Source organism: Variovorax sp. H27-G14, assembly GCF_046156345.1.
Taxonomy (GTDB): Bacteria; Pseudomonadota; Gammaproteobacteria; order Burkholderiales; family Burkholderiaceae_C; genus Variovorax.
The window spans coordinates 156,332-179,117 of sequence record NZ_JAYLVN010000006.1; the positions used below are offsets into that span (position 1 = coordinate 156,332).

Annotated in this window: 23 protein-coding genes; 19 read left to right on the top strand and 4 right to left on the bottom strand. The window is 66.6% G+C overall.

Features of this window, described 5'->3' with window-relative positions; all coding sequences use genetic code 11:
* Positions 1 to 27: 27 nt before the first annotated feature.
* Genes fliI through fliF form a run of 4 tightly spaced genes read right to left on the bottom strand, consistent with a single transcriptional unit; the run spans position 28 to position 5,104 of the window.
* Positions 28 to 1,494: a flagellar protein export ATPase FliI gene (fliI, locus tag VLK31_RS17385; RefSeq protein WP_409169660.1), complete on the bottom strand. Its 1,467-nt coding sequence runs from the start codon at positions 1,492 to 1,494 to the stop codon at positions 28 to 30.
* A 14-nt stretch (positions 1,495 to 1,508) separates the two neighbouring features.
* Positions 1,509 to 2,357, bottom strand: a complete 849-nt coding sequence (gene fliH / locus VLK31_RS17390) for a flagellar assembly protein FliH (protein ID WP_409169661.1) — start codon at positions 2,355 to 2,357, stop codon at positions 1,509 to 1,511.
* Positions 2,344 to 3,342, bottom strand: coding sequence for a flagellar motor switch protein FliG (gene fliG, locus VLK31_RS17395; RefSeq protein ID WP_409169662.1), 999 nt, complete (start codon positions 3,340 to 3,342; stop codon positions 2,344 to 2,346). The genes fliH and fliG overlap by 14 nt, the downstream gene beginning before the upstream one ends.
* The gene (gene fliF / locus VLK31_RS17400; protein WP_409169663.1) at positions 3,332 to 5,104 is read right to left on the bottom strand and encodes a flagellar basal-body MS-ring/collar protein FliF; all 1,773 of its coding nucleotides are present in this window, start codon (positions 5,102 to 5,104) and stop codon (positions 3,332 to 3,334) included. Before fliF ends, fliG begins: the two co-directional genes overlap by 11 nt.
* A gap of 293 nt (positions 5,105 to 5,397) precedes the next feature.
* Between fliF and fliE the strand changes: the two genes are divergently transcribed.
* The 19 genes from fliE (at position 5,398) to cheZ (ending at position 22,623) form a co-directional block, all read left to right on the top strand.
* The gene (gene fliE, locus VLK31_RS17405; protein ID WP_409169664.1) at positions 5,398 to 5,721 is read left to right on the top strand and encodes a flagellar hook-basal body complex protein FliE; all 324 of its coding nucleotides are present in this window, start codon (positions 5,398 to 5,400) and stop codon (positions 5,719 to 5,721) included.
* A gap of 175 nt (positions 5,722 to 5,896) precedes the next feature.
* Positions 5,897 to 7,549, top strand: a complete 1,653-nt coding sequence (locus VLK31_RS17410; protein ID WP_409169665.1) for a flagellin — start codon at positions 5,897 to 5,899, stop codon at positions 7,547 to 7,549.
* Positions 7,550 to 7,728: 179 nt separating this feature from the next.
* Entirely contained in the window at positions 7,729 to 8,097 is a 369-nt protein-coding gene (locus VLK31_RS17415; protein WP_409169666.1) for a flagellar protein FlaG, read from the top strand.
* Positions 8,098 to 8,168: 71 nt separating this feature from the next.
* Positions 8,169 to 9,608 (top strand): flagellar filament capping protein FliD, encoded by a 1,440-nt coding sequence (gene fliD / locus VLK31_RS17420; RefSeq protein WP_409169667.1) that lies wholly within the window; start codon positions 8,169 to 8,171, stop codon positions 9,606 to 9,608.
* 36 nt (positions 9,609 to 9,644) lie between these two features.
* Positions 9,645 to 10,064: a flagellar export chaperone FliS gene (fliS, locus tag VLK31_RS17425; protein ID WP_409169668.1), complete on the top strand. Its 420-nt coding sequence runs from the start codon at positions 9,645 to 9,647 to the stop codon at positions 10,062 to 10,064.
* A 59-nt stretch (positions 10,065 to 10,123) separates the two neighbouring features.
* Entirely contained in the window at positions 10,124 to 10,456 is a 333-nt protein-coding gene (locus tag VLK31_RS17430; RefSeq protein ID WP_409169669.1) for a flagellar protein FliT, read from the top strand.
* 72 nt (positions 10,457 to 10,528) lie between these two features.
* Positions 10,529 to 11,851 carry a flagellar hook-length control protein FliK gene (locus VLK31_RS17435; RefSeq protein ID WP_409169670.1) on the top strand — a complete coding sequence of 441 codons (1,323 nt, stop codon included), beginning with the start codon at positions 10,529 to 10,531 and terminating at the stop codon, positions 11,849 to 11,851.
* Entirely contained in the window at positions 11,848 to 12,135 is a 288-nt protein-coding gene (locus tag VLK31_RS17440) for an EscU/YscU/HrcU family type III secretion system export apparatus switch protein (protein ID WP_409169671.1), read from the top strand. Before VLK31_RS17435 ends, VLK31_RS17440 begins: the two co-directional genes overlap by 4 nt.
* 355 nt (positions 12,136 to 12,490) lie before the next feature.
* Positions 12,491 to 12,853 carry a flagellar transcriptional regulator FlhD gene (flhD, locus tag VLK31_RS17445; protein ID WP_409169672.1) on the top strand — a complete coding sequence of 121 codons (363 nt, stop codon included), beginning with the start codon at positions 12,491 to 12,493 and terminating at the stop codon, positions 12,851 to 12,853.
* A complete protein-coding gene (flhC, locus tag VLK31_RS17450; protein WP_409169673.1) occupies positions 12,850 to 13,440 on the top strand; it encodes a flagellar transcriptional regulator FlhC in 591 nt (196 codons plus the stop codon). The genes flhD and flhC overlap by 4 nt, the downstream gene beginning before the upstream one ends.
* 75 nt (positions 13,441 to 13,515) lie before the next feature.
* Positions 13,516 to 14,376, top strand: a complete 861-nt coding sequence (gene motA / locus VLK31_RS17455; protein WP_409169674.1) for a flagellar motor stator protein MotA — start codon at positions 13,516 to 13,518, stop codon at positions 14,374 to 14,376.
* 30 nt (positions 14,377 to 14,406) lie between these two features.
* A complete protein-coding gene (gene motB / locus VLK31_RS17460) occupies positions 14,407 to 15,309 on the top strand; it encodes a flagellar motor protein MotB (RefSeq protein WP_409169675.1) in 903 nt (300 codons plus the stop codon).
* A gap of 57 nt (positions 15,310 to 15,366) precedes the next feature.
* Positions 15,367 to 17,490, top strand: a complete 2,124-nt coding sequence (gene cheA, locus VLK31_RS17465; protein WP_409169676.1) for a chemotaxis protein CheA — start codon at positions 15,367 to 15,369, stop codon at positions 17,488 to 17,490.
* A gap of 24 nt (positions 17,491 to 17,514) precedes the next feature.
* On the top strand, positions 17,515 to 18,831 hold the full coding sequence (locus VLK31_RS17470) for an EAL and HDOD domain-containing protein (RefSeq protein ID WP_409169677.1): 1,317 nt from the start codon (positions 17,515 to 17,517) through the stop codon (positions 18,829 to 18,831).
* Positions 18,832 to 18,912: 81 nt separating this feature from the next.
* Positions 18,913 to 19,779, top strand: a complete 867-nt coding sequence (locus VLK31_RS17475; protein WP_409169678.1) for a CheR family methyltransferase — start codon at positions 18,913 to 18,915, stop codon at positions 19,777 to 19,779.
* On the top strand, positions 19,776 to 20,465 hold the full coding sequence (gene cheD, locus VLK31_RS17480; RefSeq protein ID WP_409169679.1) for a chemoreceptor glutamine deamidase CheD: 690 nt from the start codon (positions 19,776 to 19,778) through the stop codon (positions 20,463 to 20,465). The genes VLK31_RS17475 and cheD overlap by 4 nt, the downstream gene beginning before the upstream one ends.
* Before the next feature lie 56 nt (positions 20,466 to 20,521).
* A complete protein-coding gene (locus tag VLK31_RS17485; RefSeq protein WP_409169785.1) occupies positions 20,522 to 21,547 on the top strand; it encodes a chemotaxis response regulator protein-glutamate methylesterase in 1,026 nt (341 codons plus the stop codon).
* A 31-nt stretch (positions 21,548 to 21,578) separates the two neighbouring features.
* Entirely contained in the window at positions 21,579 to 21,974 is a 396-nt protein-coding gene (gene cheY / locus VLK31_RS17490) for a chemotaxis response regulator CheY (RefSeq protein WP_409169786.1), read from the top strand.
* A gap of 1 nt (position 21,975) precedes the next feature.
* Positions 21,976 to 22,623: a protein phosphatase CheZ gene (cheZ, locus tag VLK31_RS17495; protein ID WP_409169680.1), complete on the top strand. Its 648-nt coding sequence runs from the start codon at positions 21,976 to 21,978 to the stop codon at positions 22,621 to 22,623.
* Positions 22,624 to 22,786 lie beyond the last annotated feature (163 nt).

Genomic DNA, 22,786 nt, shown 5'->3' on the forward strand with positions numbered 1-22,786 from the left:
TGGGTTGCCGCGGGTGCTGCAGACGTTTCAGGCGCGCCGCTCGGGAGCGAACAGGCCTTCGAGCTGGTCGACGGACTCTTCGTACCCGGTGCGCTCGTCCATCGACTGCTGCAGGAAGGACTCGATGCGCGGGTACATTGCAATGGCCTTGTCCAGCTGCAGGTCGTGGCCGGGCGCATAGGCGCCCACGCTGATCAGGTCGCGGTTGCGCTGGTAGCGCGAAAGCATCTGCTTGAAGCGGCGCACCGACTCGAACTGCGTCGGCGGAATCAGCGAGGTCATGGCCCGGCTGATGGACGCCTCGATGTCGATGGCGGGGTAGTGCCCGGCCTCGGCCAGCGTGCGCGACAGCACCACGTGGCCGTCCAGAATGGCGCGGGCCGAGTCGGCAATCGGGTCCTGCTGGTCGTCGCCCTCGGACAGCACCGTATAGAAGGCGGTAATGGAGCCGCCGCGCCCCTGGGCGTCGCGCGGGCCGTTGCCGGCACGTTCCACCAGCGCGGGCAGCTTGGCGAACACGGAGGGCGGATAGCCCTTGGTGGCGGGCGGCTCGCCCACGGCCAGCGCAATCTCGCGCTGCGCCATGGCGTAGCGGGTGAGCGAGTCCATGATGAGCAGCACGTCCTTGCCCAGGTCCCGGAAGTACTCGGCCAGGCAGGTGGCGTAGGCCGCGCCCTGCAGGCGCAGCAGCGGGGAGTTGTCGGCGGGCGCCGCCACCACCACGGCACGCGCCAGGCCTTCTTCGCCCAGCGTGTTCTCGATGAAGTCTTTCACCTCGCGGCCACGTTCGCCGATCAGGCCGACCACGATGACCTCTGCACTCGTGTAGCGCGCCATCATGCCCAGCAGCACGCTCTTGCCCACGCCGGAGCCGGCGAACAGGCCCATGCGCTGGCCGCGGCCCACGGTGAGCATGGCGTTGATGGCGCGCACGCCCACGTCGAGCACCGAATCGATGGGCGCGCGCGTGAGCGGGTTGACGGGTGGCGAGCTCAGCGGCACCTTGCGTGCGATGTCCAGCGGGCCGAGCCCGTCCAGCGGGCGGCCGGCCGCATCCACCACGCGCCCGAGCATGCCTTCGCCCACGGGCAGGCGCTTGGTGTGGGCGTTGCCGCCACCCACCATGCCCGGCTCCACGGTCACGGGCCGCGCGAACACGCGCGCGCCCGGCACCAGGCCGGCCACTTCGGTCTGCGACATCAAGAAGAGGCGATCGCCCGCGAAGCCGACCACTTCGGCCTCTGCATAGCGTTGCGCATTGCCCGGTGGCAGCTCGATCAGGCAGTCGCTGCCCACGGGCAGTTGCAGGCCGACCGCCTCCAGCACCAGCCCCACGGCGCGCGTGAGACGGCCCGACGCGGTGGTGGTGGTGCATTGCGCGACGCTGCCGCGCGCCTTCTCCAGCGTGGCGCGCACGTGGTCCAGGTGCAGGTTGGCGGCGGCAGTGGGAATGGCAGCGGGAATGGCTGTGGGGACAGCGGTGGCGGTAGGCATCGTCGCGCTCGCGTTCAAAGGAATTCGCCGCCGTCGGAGGCGTTCTCGCGCAGCACCGAGGCCACGCGCTTCCAGCGGGTTTCCAGCGTGCCGTCGAGCTCGCCGTTGGCCGACTGCACGCGGCAGCCGCCGCGCGCCAGCGAGTCGTCGCTGCGCACCAGCCAGCCGGCAGCCTCTATCTCGTGGCCCAGGCTGTTCTTCACCAGCGCCACGTCGTCGGGGTTGAGCAAGAGGCGCGGTTCGCCGCGCAGGGCGGGCTCGGTGTTGAGCAGGTCGCGCACCAGCGGCAGCACCCATTCGGGCTCGGCCTTCAGCGTGCGGTGCACCACTTGGCGCGCCACGTCTAGCGCGAGCACCAGCACGGTGTCGGTCAGCTCGCTTTCGGCGCGGCGCAGGGCGTCGGGCAGCGACAGCGTGAGCGCGCGCAGGCGCTCGGCATGCACGCTGGCGGCCGCCAGGCCGGTGGCCAGGCCTTCGGTGTGGCCCACCTTGCGGCCTTCGGCCAGGCCCGCGGCGCGGCCCTCGGCCTCGCCGGCGGTGCGTGCTTCCTTGCGGATGCGCGCCAGTTCGGCCAAGTCGACCTTTGGGGGTGGGGGCGCCAGCGGGGCCGGCGGTGCGGCGACCGCATTGCGCCCGCCGTTGCGGCTGAACTCGGCGGCGGCGGCGGCCTTGCGGCTGGCGGGCACCGACGGCTTGCCGTCCAGCGTGCCCATTTCCCACCGTTCCCACGGGTCCCGGTCGGACAGCGTGGGCTGGGCGCCGGCGGCGGCCTGCCGCGCCGCGGCGTGAATGGCGGCGAGGCGCTCGCGCGAGCCGCCGAAGGTGTTGGATGCGCCCTGGGCGCCGGTGTCAAACGAAGTCATCGGTGCCAGGCGCTGAGATCACGATTTCGCCGGATTCCGCCAGGCGGCGTGCCACCTGCAGAATGGTCTTCTGTTCGGCCTCGACCTGAGACACGCGCACCGGGCCGCGCAGCTCCATGTCCTCGCGCAGCGTTTCGGCGGCACGTTGCGACATGTTGTTGAGGAACTTGTCGCGCAGCTCCATCGGCGCGCCCTTGAGCGCGATGATGAGCGAGTCGCTCTCGATGTCCTTGAGCAGGCGCTGAATGCTGCGGTCTTCCAGGCCGAGCAGGTTCTCGAACACGAACATCTCGTCCACGATGCGCTGGGCCAGCCCCTCGTCCTGTTCGCGCACATGGGCAATGGCTTCTTCTTCCACCGTGGTGCTCATCAGGTTGACGATTTCGGCCGCGGTGCGCACGCCACCCAGGCGGCTGCGGCGCAGGCCCTGGCCGGCCAGCATTTCGGTGAGCACGTCGGTCAGCTCGTTGAGCGCCGAAGGCTGCACGCCGCCGAAGGTGGCCACGCGCATGATCACGTCGTGGCGCAGGCGCGTGGGCAGTTTCTCCAGCACCTCGGAGGCCTTCATGCGGTCCAGGTGAATGAGCAGCGTGGCCAGAATCTGCGGATGCTCGTCGCGAATGAGCTCGGCCACTTCGCCGGCCTCCAGCTCGTTGAGCCGCTCGATGCCGCCGTGCGGCTCTTCGGGCGCCAGAATGTCTTCCAGCAGGTTGCTGGCGCGGTCTTCGCCCAGCGCCTTCTTCAGCACCGCGCGGATGTAGCTGGTCGAGCCCAGGTGCAGGGCCGACAGCTGCTCGGTTTCCTGGCGGAACTCGGCCAGCACCTCGGCCAGCTCTTCGCGGGAGACCGAGGTGAGCTTGGACATGGCCAGCCCCAGCGTCTGCACCTCGGAGGTGGGGAGCTGGTGCAATGCGGCGGCGGCCCGGTCTTCGCCGAGCGCCATCAGCAGGATGGCGCTTTTACGGGTGCCCAGTTCATTGCTCATTGCTGTTCATCCAGTGCTGGATCAGGGCCGCGACCATCTTGGGGTCCTTGTCCGCGATCTGTTGCGCGTAGTCCATGTCGGCTTTCTTGCGGTTGGCCTCGCGTTCGCGCAGGCTTTCTTCCGGCGAGGGCGCGCTGTCGTGCGCGGTGACCGGTGGCGGGGTGTCGTCGTCCAGCGGCGTGGCCGCAACGGGTGCCGGCGGCGGCGGTGCGTGGCGGCGCATCAGCGGACGCAGCACGGCCAGCCAGGCGAACAGGGCGATCAGCGCGTACAGCAGGTACTGGCCCAGCGTCTTGCCGATCTCGATGTTGTCGCGGTCCTTCCAGAACGCCACTTCGGGTGCGGGGCCGCTGTCGGCGTCGCGGGCGAAGGCGCTGTTCACCACGTTGAGCGAGTCGCCGCGCTCCTGGCTGAAGCCCATCGCCTCTTTGGCAAGGTTGCGGATCTGGTCGACCTCGGCCGTGGTCAGCGCGCGGCTGGTGTTCTTGCCCGCTGCGTCCACGCTGTCGCGGTTGTTCACCACCACGGCCACCGACAGGCGCTTCACGCCGCCGGCGGCTTGCTGCACGTGGCGGATGCTGCGGTCGAGCTCGTAGTTGGTGGTGGTGTCCTTGCGCGTGCTGCTGGGGCCGGTGGCGGCCGTGGCGGTGGTCGCGGTGGTGGTGCCCGGTGCACCAGACGCACCGGGTGTGCCCGGTGTGCCTGGTGGGGGCGTGCCCGGCGCGTTGGGCGCGCGTGGCCCCACGATCGGTGCGTTCGGGTTCACCGGCGGCTGGTTCGACAGCGCGCCCGGCACGCCGCCCGGCGCGCCGCCGCCCTGCTGGACCGACTCGCTGCTCTGCTGGCTGCGCATGGCGGCCTGCGTCGGGTCCTGGTTGGGCTTGTACTTTTCGTCGGTGTGCTCGACCACCGAAAAGTCGATGTCCGCCGCCACCTGGGCGCGCACGTTGGTCGCGCCGACGATGGGTTGCAGGATGGCCTCGATGCGGCGGATGTAGCCGGCCTCGATCTCCTGCGCATATTTGAGCTGGCTCACGTCCAGCCCGCGGTCGGTGCCGCGCGCGGAAGACAGCAGGTTGCCGCGCTGGTCGACCACGGTGACGCTCTTGGCGTCCAGGTCGGGCACGCTGCTGGACACCATGTGCACGATGGCGCTGACCTGGCCCTCGTCGATGCTGCGCCCGCGCATGAGTGTGAGCACCACCGAGGCCGAGGGCTTCTTCTGGTCACGCACGAACAGCGAGGGCTTGGGCAGCGCCAGGTGCACCCGGGCCGCCTCGATGGTGCCGATGGATTCGATGGAGCGCGCCAGCTCGCCTTCCAGCCCGCGCTGGTAGTTCACCTGCTCGGCGAACTGGCTGGTGCCGAACTTCTGGTTGTCCATCAGCTCGAAGCCCACGCCACCGGCCTTGGGCAGGCCTTGCGCGGCCAGCTTCAGGCGCGTTTCGGCCACCTTGTCGCCCGCGATCAGGATCGCGCCGCCGCCCTCGGCGAACTTGTAGGGCACGTTCATCTGCTGCAGCGACGCAATGATGGCGCCGCCGTCGCGGTCCGACACATTGGTGTAGAGCACCTTGTAGTCGGGCGCCCGGCTCCACAGCATGAAGGCGGCGGCTGCGGCCACCAGGGCCGCGCCGCCGATGATCATCGGCAGCTTGGGCTGGGCGCGCATGCGTTCGAGCATTGGCGGGAGGCCGCCGCTTGCGCCGCCTGTGCCGCTGGCCGCAGCGGAGACGTCGCCCGTGGGCACCGCTGTACTCATGAGCGCACCTGGGTCGCGCCCGTTAGACCGCAACGGTCCAAAGCCATGGTTGGAGAGAGATTTCGGTGTTGAGAGTTCATTCCGGAGGGCCGCTGTAGTCGTCCACGACCTGTTCGTTTGGCGACGATTGTCAACAGCGCATGGGAATTCGAATGGCCGAACAGCCGGGGTTTTCGCCCTCAGTTGCGCCCTTGAATCGGGGTCTTCCCTTGATACGCTGCGAGCCAGCCGGGGGACCTTGCGTCCTCCTTGTCAAGTCACGCAGAAGTGTTCACACAGGAAGAAGAGATCCCATGTCGATCAGCGCCATTGAATCCGTCTTGCAGCAAATGCGCGTTACCGCGCTCAACACCGGCATCGGCCCGTCGGCCGGCGCAGGCGCCCCCGCGGAGGCCGGCGGCTTTGCCGCCGAGCTGAAGCGCTCGCTGGCCAATATCAGCAGCGCGCAGCAAGGCGCCTACGCCCAGGCCGAGTCGTTCGAGCTGGGCAAGCCCGGCGTCGCCCTGAACGACGTCATGGTCGACCTGCAGAAGGCCAACGTGGCGTTCCAGACCGGTCTGCAGGTGCGCAACCGCCTGGTGACTGCCTATCAGGAAGTGATGAACCTGCAGGCCTGAGGGCCCGGTTGGGTGACCGGGGCGGTTTGTGCAACTTTTTTGTACGCCGCCCTAAAGGTTTGAAGGCACTCGCCGATAACCAATTCAACGATGGCTTGAGTCTCACAGCGGAAGCGGGTCCAGCGTTACGGCCGATGGCCGGAGTCACACAACCTTTGTCAATCAGGAGTCGAACATGACGCAAGTCATCAATACCAACAGCCTCTCGCTCGTCACGCAGAACAACCTCAACAAGTCGCAATCGGCGTTGAACACCGCCATTGAGCGCCTGTCTTCGGGCATGCGCATCAACAGCGCCAAGGACGACGCTGCAGGTCAAGCCATTGCCAACCGCTTCACGGCCAACATCAAGGGCCTGACGCAAGCAACGCGCAACGCCAACGACGGCATCTCGATCGCTCAAACGACCGAAGGCGCACTGACCGAAGTCAACAACAACCTGCAACGCGTTCGTGAACTGTCGGTGCAAGCCGCCACGGGCACCAACTCGGCAAGCGACCTGGACTCGATCCAGTCGGAAATCGGCCAGCGTCTGGACGAAATCAACCGCGTGTCGGAACAGACCCAGTTCAACGGCGTGAAGGTTCTGTCGGCTGACGCTGGCAAGCTGACCGTGCAAGTCGGCGCGAACGATGGCGAAACCATCGACATCGACCTGCAGGAAATCAGCGCCAAGACCCTGGGTCTGGACGGCTTCAACGTGAACAACACCGGTTCGAAGAACAAGGTCGCCACGTCGTCCGACCTGCTGATCGCTGGCTTCACCGCTGCTGCGCCTTCGAACGGCGTGACTGCCTACAGCCGTACCCTGGGCACCGCCAACACCGCCACCTCCAACGACGCGCTGGCCAACATCAAAGACGGCGGCAAGGTTGCCGTTACCGGCGGCGCAACGTACACCTACAGCGCGGCCACCAAGAGCTACTCGGTTGCTGAAACCGCCCGTACCGCGACGAACACGCTCGCAGCACTGAAGCCGCCTGCTGGCACCAGCGTGACGGCCACCGTCAAGCTCGGCAGCCAGTCGACGGACGTCAAGATCGACAGCAACGGCGCACTGACCGATGCCGCCGACAACTCGGCGCTGTTCCTCGACGCCAGCGGCAACCTGACCAAGACCGGCGCTGGCACGACCGTCGCCGCCACGCTGACCGCCCTGGTCAGCAACGTCAACGGCATGAAGGCTGCTGGTGACTCCGTCACTTTCGCAGCAACTGGCGCGAAGTATGTTGTCGCCGCTCCTGGTGCAGGCACCGCTGCCACGTTCGACGTGACTGGCGAAAAGGCAACGGCTGGCGAAGTGGCAGCCAAGATCGGCGCCGCAGCAGGCTCCATCGACCTCGACGGCACGGGCTCCGACGTTTACACCCTGGCAGCCGCCGACGGCAAGACCGACGGCTTCATGGGCGTGAGCGGCCTCACGAAGACCACTGCAGAAACGATCAACGTGAATGCCAACGGCAACATCACGACCACCACCGGTGGCATCGTGTACGCCGACTCGAGCAAGGCCGGCAGCGTGACGACCAATGCAGTCAGCAATGGCAAGTCGACCGTCGACCCGCTCAAGACCCTCGACGCAGCCCTGTCGAAGGTCGACAAGCTGCGCAGCGCCCTGGGCGCCGTGCAAAACCGTTTCGACTCGGTGATCTCCAACCTGGGCACCACGGTGACCAACCTGTCGTCGTCGCGTTCGCGCATCGAAGACGCTGACTACGCAACGGAAGTGTCGAACATGACCCGCGCGCAGATCCTGCAACAAGCTGGCACCTCGGTGCTGTCGCAGGCCAACCAGACCACGCAGGGCGTGCTGTCGCTCCTGCGTTGATCGACAACGGCTAGGTAGAAGCAAAGGAAAGCCAGGCCCCTGCCGAAAGGTGGGGGTCCGGCGAGCGCAGGTCCCGGACGCAAGCCGGGAGTGCCTGCGCTGTCCTCTGCGGCCATGCTTCCCTTTCAGGGAGAGCGAGACCGCAGAGGACAGCGAACCCCGCAAAGAACAAGGTGGAAATGATGTCGAACCCCGTGCCAGCCAACCCCGTGAAGGACAACCCGTGGACGCAGATGCTCGTCGGCGGCGCAGTGGGTACGGGTGCGGCTGCAGGCCTTCGGGCGCTGTCGAGCACCACCAAGAGCGAGGCTAAAGAAGACGCCACGCCGGTGCAGGTGGAGCGGGCCGTGCAACAGGTGAACGAGTCCCTGGCGCTGCGCGAAGTCGGCCTGCAGTTCGAGGTCGACAAGGACACCGACAAGCTCATCGTCAAGGTGGTCGACCGCACGAACGGTGAAGTTATTCGCCAGATTCCCAACGAAGAGGTCGTGCGCATCGCCAAGCTGATGAGCGACGGCAACGGGCTGCTGGTGGACCACGCGGCCTGAGGCCGCCTTCGCCCTTGCACGCAGCCCCCCCGTTTTTCATCTGCAACCGCAGCAATCAGGAATAAATTCAAATGGCAACGATCAGCAGCCTCGGCGTTGGCTCCAACCTCAATCTTGCGGACCTGCTCACGCAGCTGCAGACCGCCGAGAGCCAGCCGCTCGTGGCGCTGCAGGCCAAGGCCAAGAGCTACACCAGCAAGCTGTCGGCCTACGGCACCATTCAGAGCGCGCTCAGCACGCTGCAGAACGCCGGCAAGAAGCTGGGTGACCCTTCGCTGTTCCAGAGCGTCACCGGCACGCCCACGGTCAGCGGCATCCTGGCCGCCTCGGCCACCGACGCCAGCGCCGCGGGCAACTACACCATCGACGTGAAGCAGCTCGCGCAGGCACAAACCGTCATCAGCGCGGGCCAGGCCACCACCAACACCGCCATCGGCAACGGCAAGATCACCATCGACTTCGGCCAGATCACGGGCGGCACGCTGAACGCCACCACCGGCCAGTACACCGGCGCGGGCTTCACCGCGGACGCGAGCCAGCCGGCCAAGTCGATCACCATCGACCCGACCAACAACACGCTGGAAGGCATTCGCAACGCCATCAACAACGCCAGCGCCGGCGTGACGGCCAGCATCGTGAACGACGGCAGCGGCGCGCCCAACCGGCTGGTGCTGACGTCTTCCACCACCGGCGAGAAGTCGAGCATGCGCATCTCGGTGGACGGCGACGCCGCGCTGCAAAGCCTGGTGGGCAACGACCCGGCCGGCACGCAGAACCTGAAGCAGACCTCGGTGGCGCAGAACGCGATGCTGAACGTGAACGGCATCGACGTCACCAGCCAGACCAACACGGTGAAGGAAGCGATTCAGGGCGCCACGCTCACGCTGGTGAACACCGGCAAGACGGGCCTGTCGATGAAGGAAAACACGGCCGGCGTGAAGTCGGCGATCACCGATTTCGTGAACGCCTACAACACGCTGCAGAGCACCGCCAAGACGCTGACCGCGTACGACGCCGACACCAAGACGGCCGCCGCGCTGGTGGGCGACACCACGCTGCGCAACCTGCAGACGCGCATTCGCCAGGCGCTCACCACGCCGCAGGCGGGCGGCCCCAACGACATGAAGGTGCTCACGGAGATTGGCGTGGCCTTCCAGAAGGACGGCACCATCGCCATCGACGCCACCAAGCTGGACAAGGCCCTGGCCTCCAACCTGAAGGGCGTGGCCAACCTGTTCTCCAGCGCCACCGGCAGCACCGGCGGCTACGGCAAGCAGATCGACGCGCTGGTGACCGACCTGAACACCGGCGCCCTGAAGGTGGCCAGCGACGGCGTGACCTCCACCATCAAGGAGCTCGACACCCAGTACGACGCCATGCAGACGCGCGTGGACTCGACGGTGGCGCGCTACAAGGCCCAGTTCACGCAGCTGGACGTGTTGATCAACAGCCTGAACAACACCAAGACCTACCTCACGCAGCAGTTCGATGCGCTGACGAGCAGCAAGTAAGCCCCCCGCACACGACGAAGACCTGGAGCAGCAGCGATGTACACCCCTCACAACTTTCGCACCGGCGCCGGCGCCTATGCGCGCGTCGGCGTGGAAACCAGCGCCATGAGCGCGTCGCCGCACCAGCTCATCGTGATGCTGTTCGACGGCGCCAAGACCGCCATTGGCATGGCGCGCCATCACATGGGCACCGGAGAGGTCGTGGCCAAGGGCCTGGCGATCTCCAAGGCCATCGGCATCGTGGACAACGGCCTGAAGGCCGCGCTCGATGCGCAGGCCGGCGGCGAGGCCGGCGCCCAACTGGTGGGCAACCTGTCCGCGCTGTACGACTACGTCGTGCGGCGCCTCTTTCAGGCCAACCTGCACAACGATGTGCAGGCCCTGGACGAAGCCGGGCAGCTGCTGGAAAACATCGCTTCCGCCTGGCGGGAGATCGACGACCGCAGCCGCGGTTGAGAAGTCGCAAAAAAAAGCGGCAAGGCGGCAATCAAATGACAACAGGGATAGAGAACAACATGGCAGTCCGCAGTGAGGTGGTTCATTGTTACGAGGAGCTGGCCGCCAGCGTCTCGTCGATGCTGGTGCTTGCACGCGCCAAGGAATGGGGCAAGCTGCCCGAGATTGAAACGCGCTGCGCGGCGCTGGTCGAGCGCTTGCGCGCCATCGAGCCGCTGGAGGCGCTGGACGCGATCCAGATCGAGCGCGTGCTCGCCTTGCTCGACCGCATTCGCGCCGAGCAGGCGGAGGTGTCCGGGCTCATCAAGCCGCAGCTGGACGACCTGATCGTGCGCATGGGCCACCTGCACAAAGAGAAAAGCCTCGGTCGCGCCTACGGGCCGATGCACTGAGCGCACTCTGCCTGCACACCCCTGCCTGCACCCCCCCGCCTGAACACCCCCACCTGACCTGACGCCACCCCCATGACTGGACTCGCCGGACTTGCCGGACTCGTTGACGCACTGCTTGCCGCACGGCTGGCACCGCGCCTCGACGTGCTGGGCATCAAGGGCGAGAGCACCATCGGCGCGCCGGGTGCCGCCGTGCCCGTGGGCAAGGTTGGCAACGATGTGCGGCTGCCGTCCAACGCGGCGCTCGACCGGCAGATTCCGGGCGCGCTGACCGGTGGTGCGCTGCTTGCCGGCGGCGGCGGGGCGCCGGCGTCGGTGGCCACGCGGCTGTCGGTGGCGGCGCGCGTCATTGGCGCGGTGCTGGCCGACCTGCAGGCGCAGCCGGGGCCGGTGCGCGGCACGCAGCCGCTGCTGGCCTCGACGCAGCAACCCGCGAGCACCGCGGCACTGGCCGGCGCGCTGGCGCGCACGGTGTCGGACAGCGGCTTGTTCTATGAAGCGCACCTGGCGGAGTTCGCCACCGGCGCCCGCTCGCTCGCGCAGATGGCACGGGAGCCGCAGGCCCGCTGGGCCGGGCCCTTGGTGGCGCGGCCAGACGCCGTGGTGGCCGCCGCGGCCGCATTGGCTTCGGCCCAGTTCAGCGTGCCGGCGCCGGGCGCCGATACGCTGGCTTCGGCCGGTGCGCCGCAAGGCGAAACGCCGCGCGCCGGCGCCTCTGCCACGCCTGCGTCCGCGCATTCGAACACCTCCGCGCAGCAGGGCGCTTCGGCACAGCCGGGCAGCGCGCAAGTGTCCGACCCCGCAGCCTCCGCCGGATCGACGCCATCGGTCGACGCCTCGCGCCTGCAGGCCGCCTACGGCCAGAACGACAGCACGCCGGCGCGCGGCACGGCGGAGGGCGACGCTCCCGCGCACCGCATCGGCGATCTCGCACGCCAGTCCGAAGGTGCTGCCGCGTCGCAGGCTGTGCGCGGTGGCGAAGTCATTCACCCGCAGTCGGCCCCGTTGGTGCACCAGCAGCTCGACCTGCTGGCCACGGGTACGTTCCGCTGGAGCGGCAATGCGTGGCCCGACGTGCCGATGACCTGGTCCGTTCAGGAAGAACACGACAAGGCCGAAGGACGGGAAGGCCGTGAAGGCGCGGCCCCGCTGGCTGAGAGCGAACGCCGCTGGTCGACCACGGTGTCGCTCACGCTGCCGCGCCTGGGCGAGGTCGACCTGCGGCTGAGCCTGGCGGGCGCGGCGGTGCAGGCGCACCTGTCGGCGCGCGAAGCCAACACCACGGCGCGGCTGCGCGGCGACGCGGGCAAGCTCGCCAAGCGCCTCGAAGCCGCCGGCATGCAGTTGCAACAGTTCCAGGTGATGGACAAGAACGCCGTGACGGAGGCCGCATGAGCAGCGCCGCCGGTCAGGACCTGGACAACCGGCAGAGCGCCATCGCGCTGTCGTATGTCGACAAGACAAAGGCGCCCGTCGTCGTGGCCAAGGGCTACGGCGTGGCGGCCGAATCGATCATGCGCGAGGCGCGTGCGCACGGGCTGTATGTGCACTCTTCGGCCGACCTGGTGAAGCTGCTGATGCAGGTCGACCTCGACGAGCAGATCCCGCCCCAGCTGTACCTGGCGGTGGCGGAAGTCATGGCCTGGATCTACGGCCTGGAAGGCCGTCCAGAGAATTGAGAAAGGCGCAGATCAATGGAAAGTCATGGACATTTTTCTGATTCATATTTCGTTCAGAAAAAAGCCATTCTTTGATTGGCCGAATGTTCATAGTCTTTATTAATCCGCAATTCGATATGTCTGAAGCCCGTCAGAATGCCGTCGCACGTAACCAACAGTTGCACCTTGTCACAGGTTCTGGCTGTCGCGAAAAGCAACACATCTCAGAGGAGAGAGTCGCCTTCGCGTCAGACAAGTCCTACCTTTTTTTTCCCCGATCTCTTACAAAGTTCATCAAAATGTAAATCTTTGTGTATAGAATGTATACACGGTCGATTAGAACCTTTGTGGACAGGATTCGGAAATGGAACAAGACATGGACAACATCAATTTCAATGCAGGCGGCATGATTTCCAAGGAAATCGGCGAAATAAACCTGGCCTATATGCTGCTGGCGCAAAAGCTGGTCAAACAGGACCGGGCCGAAGCCATGTTCAGGCTGGGCGTGGGGCGCGAGCTCGCGGACTTGCTGGCGAACATGTCGCTCAGCCAGATCGTGAAGCTGGCCGCTTCCAACTTCTTGCTGTGCAGCTTCCGGCTGGACGACCGCCCGATGTTCGCGGTGGTCGGCGAAGGCAAGGAGCCGGCATTGCAGCAGGCCCACATGTCCATCCTGATGGCCGCGCGCCAGATTCAGGGCCAGGGCCAGTCACGTGACGCGGGGCTTGCAGCTGCATGACCCCCCGCAAGAGCGTCCTTGGCGAAGTGCGTGAAGTCCAGCTCGCTGTAGAGCTGATCGGACTGGGTGCGCGCCTGCAGTTTCTCGAGGCGGCGGTGTCGCTGAGCCGGGAGCGACTGATCCGCCTGTACAAGGAACTCAAGGGCGTTTCGCCGCCCAAGGGCCTGCTGCCGTTTTCTACCGACTGGTACATGACCTGGCTGGCCAACATTCACTCGTCGATGTTCTACAACATCTACCGCTTCATGCTGGACGAGGCCGACGAGAACGAACTGCCCGCGCTCATCAAGGCCTACCGCCTGTACGTGGAGCAGGTGTCGTCGCAGGGCGCGGAGGTGGTGCTCGACTTCACGCGCGCCGAAACCATGGTGCGTTTCTTCGACAGCGACATGCTGCAGTTGAGCCCGTGCAGCCGCTGCGGTGGCCACTTCGTGGCGCATGCGCACGATCACAAGCACGGTTATGTGTGTGTTCTGTGCCGTCCGCCTTCGCGCGCGGGCAAGGCACGCAAGCCCAAGCTCGCCGATGTGGCGCGGGGCGCATTGGTGGCCGTGGGCCCGTCGCTGGACCTCGGCGGCGCCATCTAGAAAAAAGTGCCTCGCGTCCGGTTTTCGGACGTCGGGGTTTGTTGAATTGACGCCTCAGGGCGATAGGGGTAGCGCGTGCTGGTTCTGGTTGGATACATCGTGGTGATCGGTTGCGTGTTCGGGGGCTACGCTCTCATGGGCGGGCACTTCGGCGTCCTGTTCCAGCCTATCGAGCTGCTCATGATCGGAGGCTCGGCGTTGGGCGCATTCATTGCGGGCAACAACGGCAAGACCATCAAGGCGACGCTGAAGGAGCTGCCGCTGCTGCTGCGCACCTCCAAGCACAACCGCCAGCTCTACATGGACCTGCTGGCGCTGCTGTACGAGCTGCTCGCCAAGGCCCGCAAGGAAGGCATGATGAAGCTGGAGTCCGACGTGGAGGACCCGGCCAGCAGCGAGATCTTCTCGCGCTACCCCAGCATCCTGGCGCACGAGGGCATCACCGTCTTCCTGTGCGACTACCTGCGCCTGGTGATCAGCGGCAACACCGACGCCCACGAGATCGAGGCCCTGATGGACCACGAGATCGAGACCATCCGCCACGAGGCCATGGTGCCCGGGCACAGCCTCTCGCGGGTGGGCGACGCACTGCCGGCGCTGGGCATCGTGGCCGCCGTGATGGGCGTGGTGCATGCGCTGGCCTCGGCCAACCTGCCGCCCTCGGAAATGGGCGCGCTCATTGCGCACGCCATGGTGGGCACCTTTCTGGGCGTGCTGCTGGCGTACGGCTTCGTGTCGCCACTGGCCTCGCTGATCGAGCAGAAGGTGGAAGAGGGCATGAAGATCTATCAGTGCGCCAAGGTGTCGCTGCTGGCCAACCTGAACGGCTACGCACCGCAACTGGCGGTGGAGTTCGGCCGCAAGGTGCTGTTCTCGACCGAGCGCCCGTCCTTCACCGAACTGGACGACCATGTTCGCGAAGTCAAGGGACGCTGACGCGTCCATGCTGCGAACGAGCGAGCGACCATGAGCGAAGGCAAGCCCAAGATCATCATCAAGCACGTGCACAAGGCGCACGGCGGCGGCCACCATGGGGGCGGCTGGAAGATTGCCTATGCCGACTTCATGACGGCCATGATGGCGTTCTTCCTGGTGATGTGGCTGCTGTCCATCTCCAGCCCCAAGCAGCGCGACGGCATTGCGGAGCACTTTCGCATGCCGCTGCGCGTGGCCATGAACGGCGGCGACAAGAGCAGCCTGAGCGCCAGCATGATCCCCGGCGGCGGCGCCGACGTGATGCACGTGGAGGGCGAGGTGAAGAACACCGACTCCACCAGCGAGGACGAGGCCGACGCCAACCGCCTGGCCGAGATGAAGAAGCAGCTCGACGAGCTGATTGCCAAGAGCCCGGTGTTCCAGCAGTTCCGCTCGCAGATCTTGATCGACATCACCACCGAAGGCCTGCGCCTGCAGATCGTGGACACCGAGAACCGGCCGATGTTCGAGCTCTCCAGCGCCCGCGTGGTGCCGCACATGCGCGCCATTCTGCGGGAGCTGGCACCGGCGCTGAACGGCCTGCCCAACAAGATCACGCTGTCGGGCCACACCGACGCCATCGTCTACACCAACGACCGCTCGTACGGCAACTGGGAGCTGTCGGCCGACCGGGCCAACGCCTCGCGCCGCGAGCTGATGGTGGGCGGCATGACCGAGGGCAAGGTGCTGCGCGTGATCGGCCTGGCCGACAGCATGCACCTGGACAAGGCCGACCCGCGCAACCCCATCAACCGCCGCATCAGCATCATCCTGCTCAACCACCGTACGCAGGAACGCATCGAACGCGAGAACGCCAACGAACCGGCCGGCACGCGCATTGGCACCGTGCCGTCGGCGGCGGCTGCTCCCAAGGCGACGCTCGCGTCGCGCTAACGAAGACAAAGAACCCACCATGGGCCGGCGCGAGAGCAACGGTCCGGAGCACACGAGATGGACCTCAGTCAATTCACCCAGGCATTCTTCGTCGAAGCCATTGAGCTTCTTGCGGAGATGGAGCAACTGCTCCTGAAGCTGGACGTCGCGTCACCGGACAGCGAACAGCTCAACGCCATTTTCCGCGCGGCCCACTCCATCAAGGGTGGCGCGGCGACGTTCGGTTTCACCGCCTTGACCAACACCACGCACGTGCTCGAAACGCTGCTGGACCGCGCCCGACACGGGCAGCTGGTTCTCAGCGCTCCGATGATCGATGCCTTTCTGGAAACGAAGGACGCCTTGCAAGAACAACTCACCGCCTACCAGGCCGGCAAGGAGCCGGAAGCCGACATGGTCGCGCACATCTGCGGCGTGCTGCAAAAGCTCGCGCAGGAGAGCGAGGCCGCTGCCGCCCCTGCTGCCAAGTCCGCTGCAAAGCCTGCCGCCAAGCCCGCAGCCAAGGCCGCGCCGAAGCCCGTGGTTGCCGCCCCCGCACCCGCGCCGGTCGAAGCCGCAGCCGACGAGGCTGAAGGCGACGGCGACGGCGACGGCGTGTTGCGCATCCGCTTCTCGCGCCTGTCCGACAGCGAATGCGATCTGCTCTCGGGCGAGCTGACCAACCTGGGCACCGTGCGCTCGCGCACACGCGCCAACGACCAGTTCACCGTGCTGCTCGAAACCACCTGCGACCCCGACGACATCGTGGCGGTGTGCTGCTTCGTCATCGACGAGTCGCAGATCAGTATCACGCGCGGTGCCGCCGAGCCAGAAGCACCGGCCGCCGTGTCGGAGCCAGAGCCCGAGCCGGAGCTCGAAGCCGAGCCCGAAGCTGTCGCCATGGTGGAAGCGCCCGTGAAGGCGGAGCTGGTTGCGGCCCCCGCGCCCGCCGCCGCGGCACCTGCTGCTGCGGCCAAGGAATCCAGCTCCATTCGCGTGGACGTCGAAAAGGTCGACCAGCTCATCAACCTGGTGGGCGAACTCGTCATCACGCAGTCGATGCTCACGCAGGCCGCCACCATGCTCGACCCCGTGGCCTACGAGCGCTTTCTGAGCGGCCTGGGCCACCTGGAGCGCAATGCGCGCGACCTGCAGGAGTCGGTCATGTCCATCCGCATGATGCCGATGGACTACGTGTTCAGCCGCTTCCCGCGCGTGATTCGCGACGTGAGCGCCAAGCTGGGCAAGCAGGTGCGCCTGGACACCTACGGCAAGGAAACCGAGCTCGACAAGGGCCTGATCGAGCGCATCGTCGACCCGCTCACGCACCTGGTGCGCAACAGCCTGGACCACGGCATCGAAACGCCCGAAGTGCGCCTGGCCAAGGGCAAGGACGCCACCGGCCAGCTGCTGCTGTCGGCACAGCACCACGGCGGCAACATCGTGATCGAGGTGAGCGACGACGGCGCCGGCCTGAACCGCGAGCGCATTCTGGCCAAGGCCCTGCAGCAGGGCATGGCCGTGAGCGAGACCATGCCCGACGAGGAGGTGTGGCAACTCATCTTCGCGCCGGGCTTCTCCACCGCGGAGCAGATCACCGACATTTCCGGCCGTGGCGTGGGCATGGACGTGGTCAAGCGCAACATCCAGGAGATGGGCGGCCATGTGGAAATTCATTCGCGCGGCGGGCAGGGCACCACCACGCGCATCATCTTGCCGCTGACGCTGGCCATCCTGAACGGCATGTCCGTGAAGGTGGGCACCGAGGCCTACATTCTTCCGCTGAGCTACGTCATCGAGTCGCTGCAGCCGCTGCCGGAGCACCTGCATTCGATCACCGCCGACGGCCATGTGATCCGCGTGCGCGGCGAGTACCTGCCGCTCATCGAGCTGCACCGCGTGTTCGACGTGAGCGGCGCGCAGACGCACCCCACGCAGGGCATTCTGGTGATCGTGCAGGCCGACGACAACCGCTTTGCGCTGATGGTGGACGAGCTGCTGGGCCAGCATCAGGTGGTGGTGAAGAACCTGGAGACCAACTACCGCAAGGTGCCGGGCATTTCCGCGGCCACCATTCTGGGCGACGGCAGCGTGGCCTTCATCATCGACGTGGGCGCCATGCCGCGCATCCAGCGCGCGCAGGCCGCGAGCGCCGCCGCGCTGGCGGGCGCCGCCCGGAGGACCGAAGCCATCTCTCTCTGACACCACCAAGACGGAGACTGCTGCATGCGTTTCGATTTTTTCCGACGTTCCGGTTCCGCCGATGCCAATGGCAACGGCGCCGGAGCCGCCGTGGCCTTGAACGAGCCCGGGTCCAATGGCCACGTGGCCTATGAAATGCTGCTCGACGGGCAACGCCGCGTCATCGGCTACCGCATGGCGTGGCGCGCGACCGGGGACACCCCCGGCACGCGCGCGGCGTCCACGGCCGTTGGCGTGAAGGCGCTGATGGACACGCTCGCCGTGCACCTCAACCCCGAAAACCCCGGCTGGCTGCTCGGCCCGCAGGTGCTGTTCGTCGACGTGGCCGTCGATGCGCTGTTCCAGAGCGAGCTGCAGTCGCTGCCCGCGCTGAACGTGGTGCTGTGCATGGGCACGGACGACCTGCTCGACCCGGACATGCGCTCCATCCTGCTGTTCCTGCGTGAGCAGGGTTTCGGCTTCATGCTGTGCGGCGCCAAGGGCCTGCCCGACGACAGCGAGCTGCGCGCCATCGTGACCCACTTCGAGCTGGACGCGAGCGACACGGCCACCGTGTCGCTGCTGCGCCAGGAAATGCTGCTGGGCCATCCGCCCGTGGAGCTGATTGCGGCGCGCGTGAACACCTGGCGCGAGTACGAGGCCTGCATGGCCCGCCGCGTGAACGTGTTCATCGACGGCACCTTCGGCAACCCGCCGGTGCGCGAGGCCGAAGACGCGCTGCAGCCCGAGTCGCTGCTCATCGTGCAGCTGATGCAGATGATCCAGCGCAACGAGGACGTGCGCACCATCGAGGCGGCGCTGAAGCACGACGCGGCGCTCACCTACCGGCTGCTGCGCTACATCAACTCGCCGTCGGTGGGCGTGGCGGTAGAAATTCATTCGCTGCGCCATGCGGTGACCATGCTGGGCTATTCGCCGCTGTACCGCTGGCTGTCGCTGCTGCTGGCCACCAGCAACAAGGCGGGCTCGCCCTTCATGATGAAGAAGGCCATTCTGCGCGGGCGCTTCGTGGAGCTCATGGGCCAGAGCATGCTGCCGGCCAGCGAGGCCGACAACCTGTTCGTGGCCGGCATGTTCTCGCTGCTCGACCAGCTGCTGGGCGTGTCGATGGAAGGCGTGCTGCGCAAGGTGCAGCTCACCGAGGCGGTGCAGCAGGCCATTCTGTCGCGCGGCGGCCTCTACGGCCCCTTCGTGGCGCTGGCCGAGGCCTGCGAGCTGGACAACGGCGAGGCCGCTCAGCTGTCGGAGGCGTTGTTCGTGAGCGCGGCGCAGGTCAATGCTGCGCAGCTCACGGCCCTGGTGTGGTCGCAGGACGCGGGCCCGGTCGCGACCGTGCCATGACCCTCGCCATGAAAACGCGCACGCCCCTGAAAGTGCAGGGCATTGGTGCATCTGATCGGCTCATTGGAAAAGGCGAGTGCTATGTACATTGAAAGCCACATTCCCAAGGCTGCCGTGAACTCCGAGTTTATTTTTACCGACAGCGATTTCTCCCGAATCCGCACCCTCATTCATCGCCGCGCCGGCATCGCCCTGGGCGAGCAGAAACGCCAGATGGTGTACAGCCGGCTCTCGCGCCGGTTGCGCGAACTGCAGGTGCCCGAGTTCGCCACCTACCTCGACTGGCTCGAAGAGCGCCAGGACGGGGACGAGTGGCAGTTGTTCATCAACTCGCTCACCACCAACCTCACGTCGTTCTTTCGCGAGGCGCATCACTTCCCTACGCTGGCCGACCATGTGCGCAAGGCGCAGCAGCCGGTCACGGTGTGGTGCGCGGCGGCGTCGACCGGCGAGGAGCCGTATTCGCTGGCCATCACGCTGATGGAAGCGCTGGGCGACAAGGCGGCTTCGGCGCGCGTGATTGCCACCGACATCGACACCGCCGTGCTGGCCAAGGCCGCCACCGGCGTCTTCACCACCGAGCAGGTGCGCAGCCTCGCGCCGGAGCGGCTGCGCCGCTTCTTCAGCAAGGGCACGGGCGCCAACGCGGGCAAGGTGCGCATTCGGCCCGAGGTGGCCGCGCTGGTGAAGTTCTCGCGCCTGAACCTGCTCGACAGTTCATGGACGGTGAAGGAGCCGGTGGACGCCATCTTCTGCCGCAACGTGATGATCTATTTCGACAAGCCCACGCAGAAGAAGGTGCTCGACCGCTTCGCGCCGCTGCTCAAGCCGGGCGGCCTGCTGTTTGCGGGGCATTCGGAAAATGCGTCGCTGGTGAACCCGGCGTTTCGTCCGCTGGGGCAAACGGTGTACGAGCTGGCGCGCGCGCGTGCCACGGGCCTTCCATGAGCGAGGTGCACGTGGGTGCACCCGGTGCCATGGCCACCCACCACTACTTCGACCGCGACGTCGGCCTCATGGCCGTGAAGTTGCTGCCCTCGGAGTACTACGTGACCTCGAGCGACACCGTGCTGAGCACGGTGCTGGGCTCTTGCGTGGCTGCCTGCCTGCACGACCGTGAAGCGGGTGTGGCGGGCATGAACCACTTCATGCTGCCCGACGACGGCGACGCCGGCGGTGCAGCCACCCCGCGCGACGCCACCGAGTCGATGCGCTACGGCGCCTTTGCCATGGACGTGCTCATTCGCGAGCTGGTGCGCGCGGGCGCGCGGCGCGACAGGCTGCAGGCCAAGGTGTTCGGCGGCGGCGCGGTGCTGGCCAACATGACCACGCTGAACATTGGCGACCGCAATGCCGACTTCGTGCTGCGCTACCTGCGCAACGAACGCATCGAGGTGGCCGCGCAAGACCTGCGCGGCCCGCATGCGCGCCGCGTGTGCTTTCTGCCCTCCACCGGCAAGGCCATCGTGCGCAAGCTGCGCGCGCAGACCGACGTGGCGGCGGTGCAGAACGAAGAGGGCGAACTGCTGCGCCGGCTGAACGGCCCGCGCGCGGCCAGCGACCCGCAACGATCGGGCAACAACGTCCCGGCCACCCGCATCGCGCCGGTGGCGGCAATCAAAGGAAACCGGTGAGCGTCAAGAAAATCAAAGTGCTGTGTGTCGACGATTCGGCACTCATTCGCAGCGTGATGACAGAGATCATCAACAGCCAGAGCGACATGACCGTGGTGGGCACCGCCGCCGACCCGCTGGTGGCGCGCGACCTCATCAAGGTCACCAACCCCGACGTGCTCACGCTCGACGTGGAAATGCCGCGCATGGACGGGCTGGAGTTTCTGGAGAAGCTCATGCGCCTGCGGCCCATGCCGGTGGTGATGGTGTCGTCGCTGACCGAGCGCGGCTCCGAAATTGCGCTGCGCGCGCTGGAGCTGGGCGCGATCGACTTCGTGACCAAGCCGCGCCTGGGCGTGCGCGACGGGCTGCTGAACTACACCGAGCTCATTGCCGGCAAGATCCGCACGGCCGCCAATGCGCGGCTGCTGCCGAGCCGGCATGCGTCCGCCGCCAAGACCACCGCCGACGCGCCGCAGGAGTCGCTGCTGCGCAGCCCGCTGCTGAGCACCGAGAAGCTCATCATCATCGGCGCCTCCACCGGCGGCACCGAAGCCATTCGCGAGGTGCTGCAGCCGCTGCCGCCCGACTCGCCCGGCGTGATGATCGCCCAGCACATGCCCGCGGGCTTCACGCGTTCGTTCGCGCAGCGGCTGGACGGCCTGTGCCGCATCAACGTGAAAGAGGCCGAGCACGGCGAGCGCGTGCTGCCCGGCTATGCCTACATTGCGCCCGGCGGGTTTCACCTGTCGCTGGCGCGCAGCGGCGCCAACTACGTGGCCCACCTGGACCAGGAGCCGCCGGTGAACCGCCACCGCCCGTCGATCGACGTGCTGTTCGATTCCGCGGCCAAGCATGCCGGCAAGAACGCCATCGGGATCATCCTGACCGGCATGGGCAAGGACGGCGCTGAAGGCCTGCTGCGCATGAAGCGCGCGGGCGCCCACACGCTGGCGCAGGACGAGGCCAGCTGCGTGGTCTTCGGCATGCCCAAGGAAGCCATCGCGCTGGGCGCGGTGGACGAAGTTTCCCCGTTGAGTGAAGTCAGTCGCCGGGTTCTGGCGCACCTGCGTACGTTCGGTGAACGTACGAACCGAGTTTGAATAAAGACCTGTTGGAGTTGGAAATATCGTGATCGACAAGAGCATCAAAATCCTGGTTGTGGACGACTTCCCGACCATGCGGCGCATCGTGCGCAACCTGCTGAAGGAGCTGGAGTTCCTCAATGTCGACGAAGCCGAGGACGGCGCCGCCGGCATCGAGAAACTGCGCGGTGGCAATTTCGGCTTTGTGGTGTCCGACTGGAACATGCCGAACATGGACGGCCTGACCATGCTGCAGACCATTCGCGCCGACCCCGAGCTGAAGAAGCTCCCGGTGCTGATGGTGACGGCCGAGGCCAAGAAAGAGAACATCGTGGCGGCCGCGCAGGCGGGTGCCAACGGCTATGTGGTGAAGCCCTTCACCGCCGCCACGCTGGAGGAGAAGATCACCAAGATCTTCGAGAAGCTGGCCAGGGAGGCTGCGTGACATGAGCCAGATCGCCAAGGAGGCCGTGGACTCCCTTAACACCAACACCGCCGAACAGCTGCTGGGCCGCATCGGCCAGCTCACGCGCCAGCTGCGCGAAGGCCTGCGTGAGCTGGGCCTGGACAAGGAAGTGGCCAAGGCCGCGCAAGCCATTCCGGACGCGCGCGACCGCCTGAGCTACGTGGCCGAGACCACCGAGCGCGCGGCGCACCGCGCGCTCAATGCCATCGACGTGGCGCAGCCGCTGCAGGAAGCGCTGGCCACCGACGCCAAGGGCCTGAGCCAGCGCTGGGACAAGTGGTTCGAGAACCCGATCGAACTCGACCATGCGCGCGAGCTGGTGCTGGACACGCGCGGCTACCTCAAAGAAGTGCCGCAGCGCGCCAGCGCCATCAACTCGCAGCTGATGGAAATTCTCATGGCGCAGGACTTCCAGGACCTGACCGGCCAGGTCATCAAGAAGATGATGGAAGTGGTCAACGACCTGGAGACGCAGCTGCTCCAGGTGCTCATCGACAACTCCCCGGCCGAGAAGCGCCCCGAGGCCGTGCACAGCCTGCAGAACGGCCCCCAGTTCAAGCCCGGCAACCCCGACGCCGTGACCGACCAGGCGCAGGTCGACGACCTGCTGGAGAGCCTGGGCTTCTGAGCCCCCAGGGCACTGTCGAGCAGGGCCGAGCACGGCGCGCCCTTGCCGATTGTGCGAAGAGCAGGGCGATAAGGGCCTTGATCGGCAGATTGTTCCGAGCGACCGAATTCAATAATTTGGTCATGGGCCAGGCGTACGTCGCCACGGTCGGTTCGGAGCATGA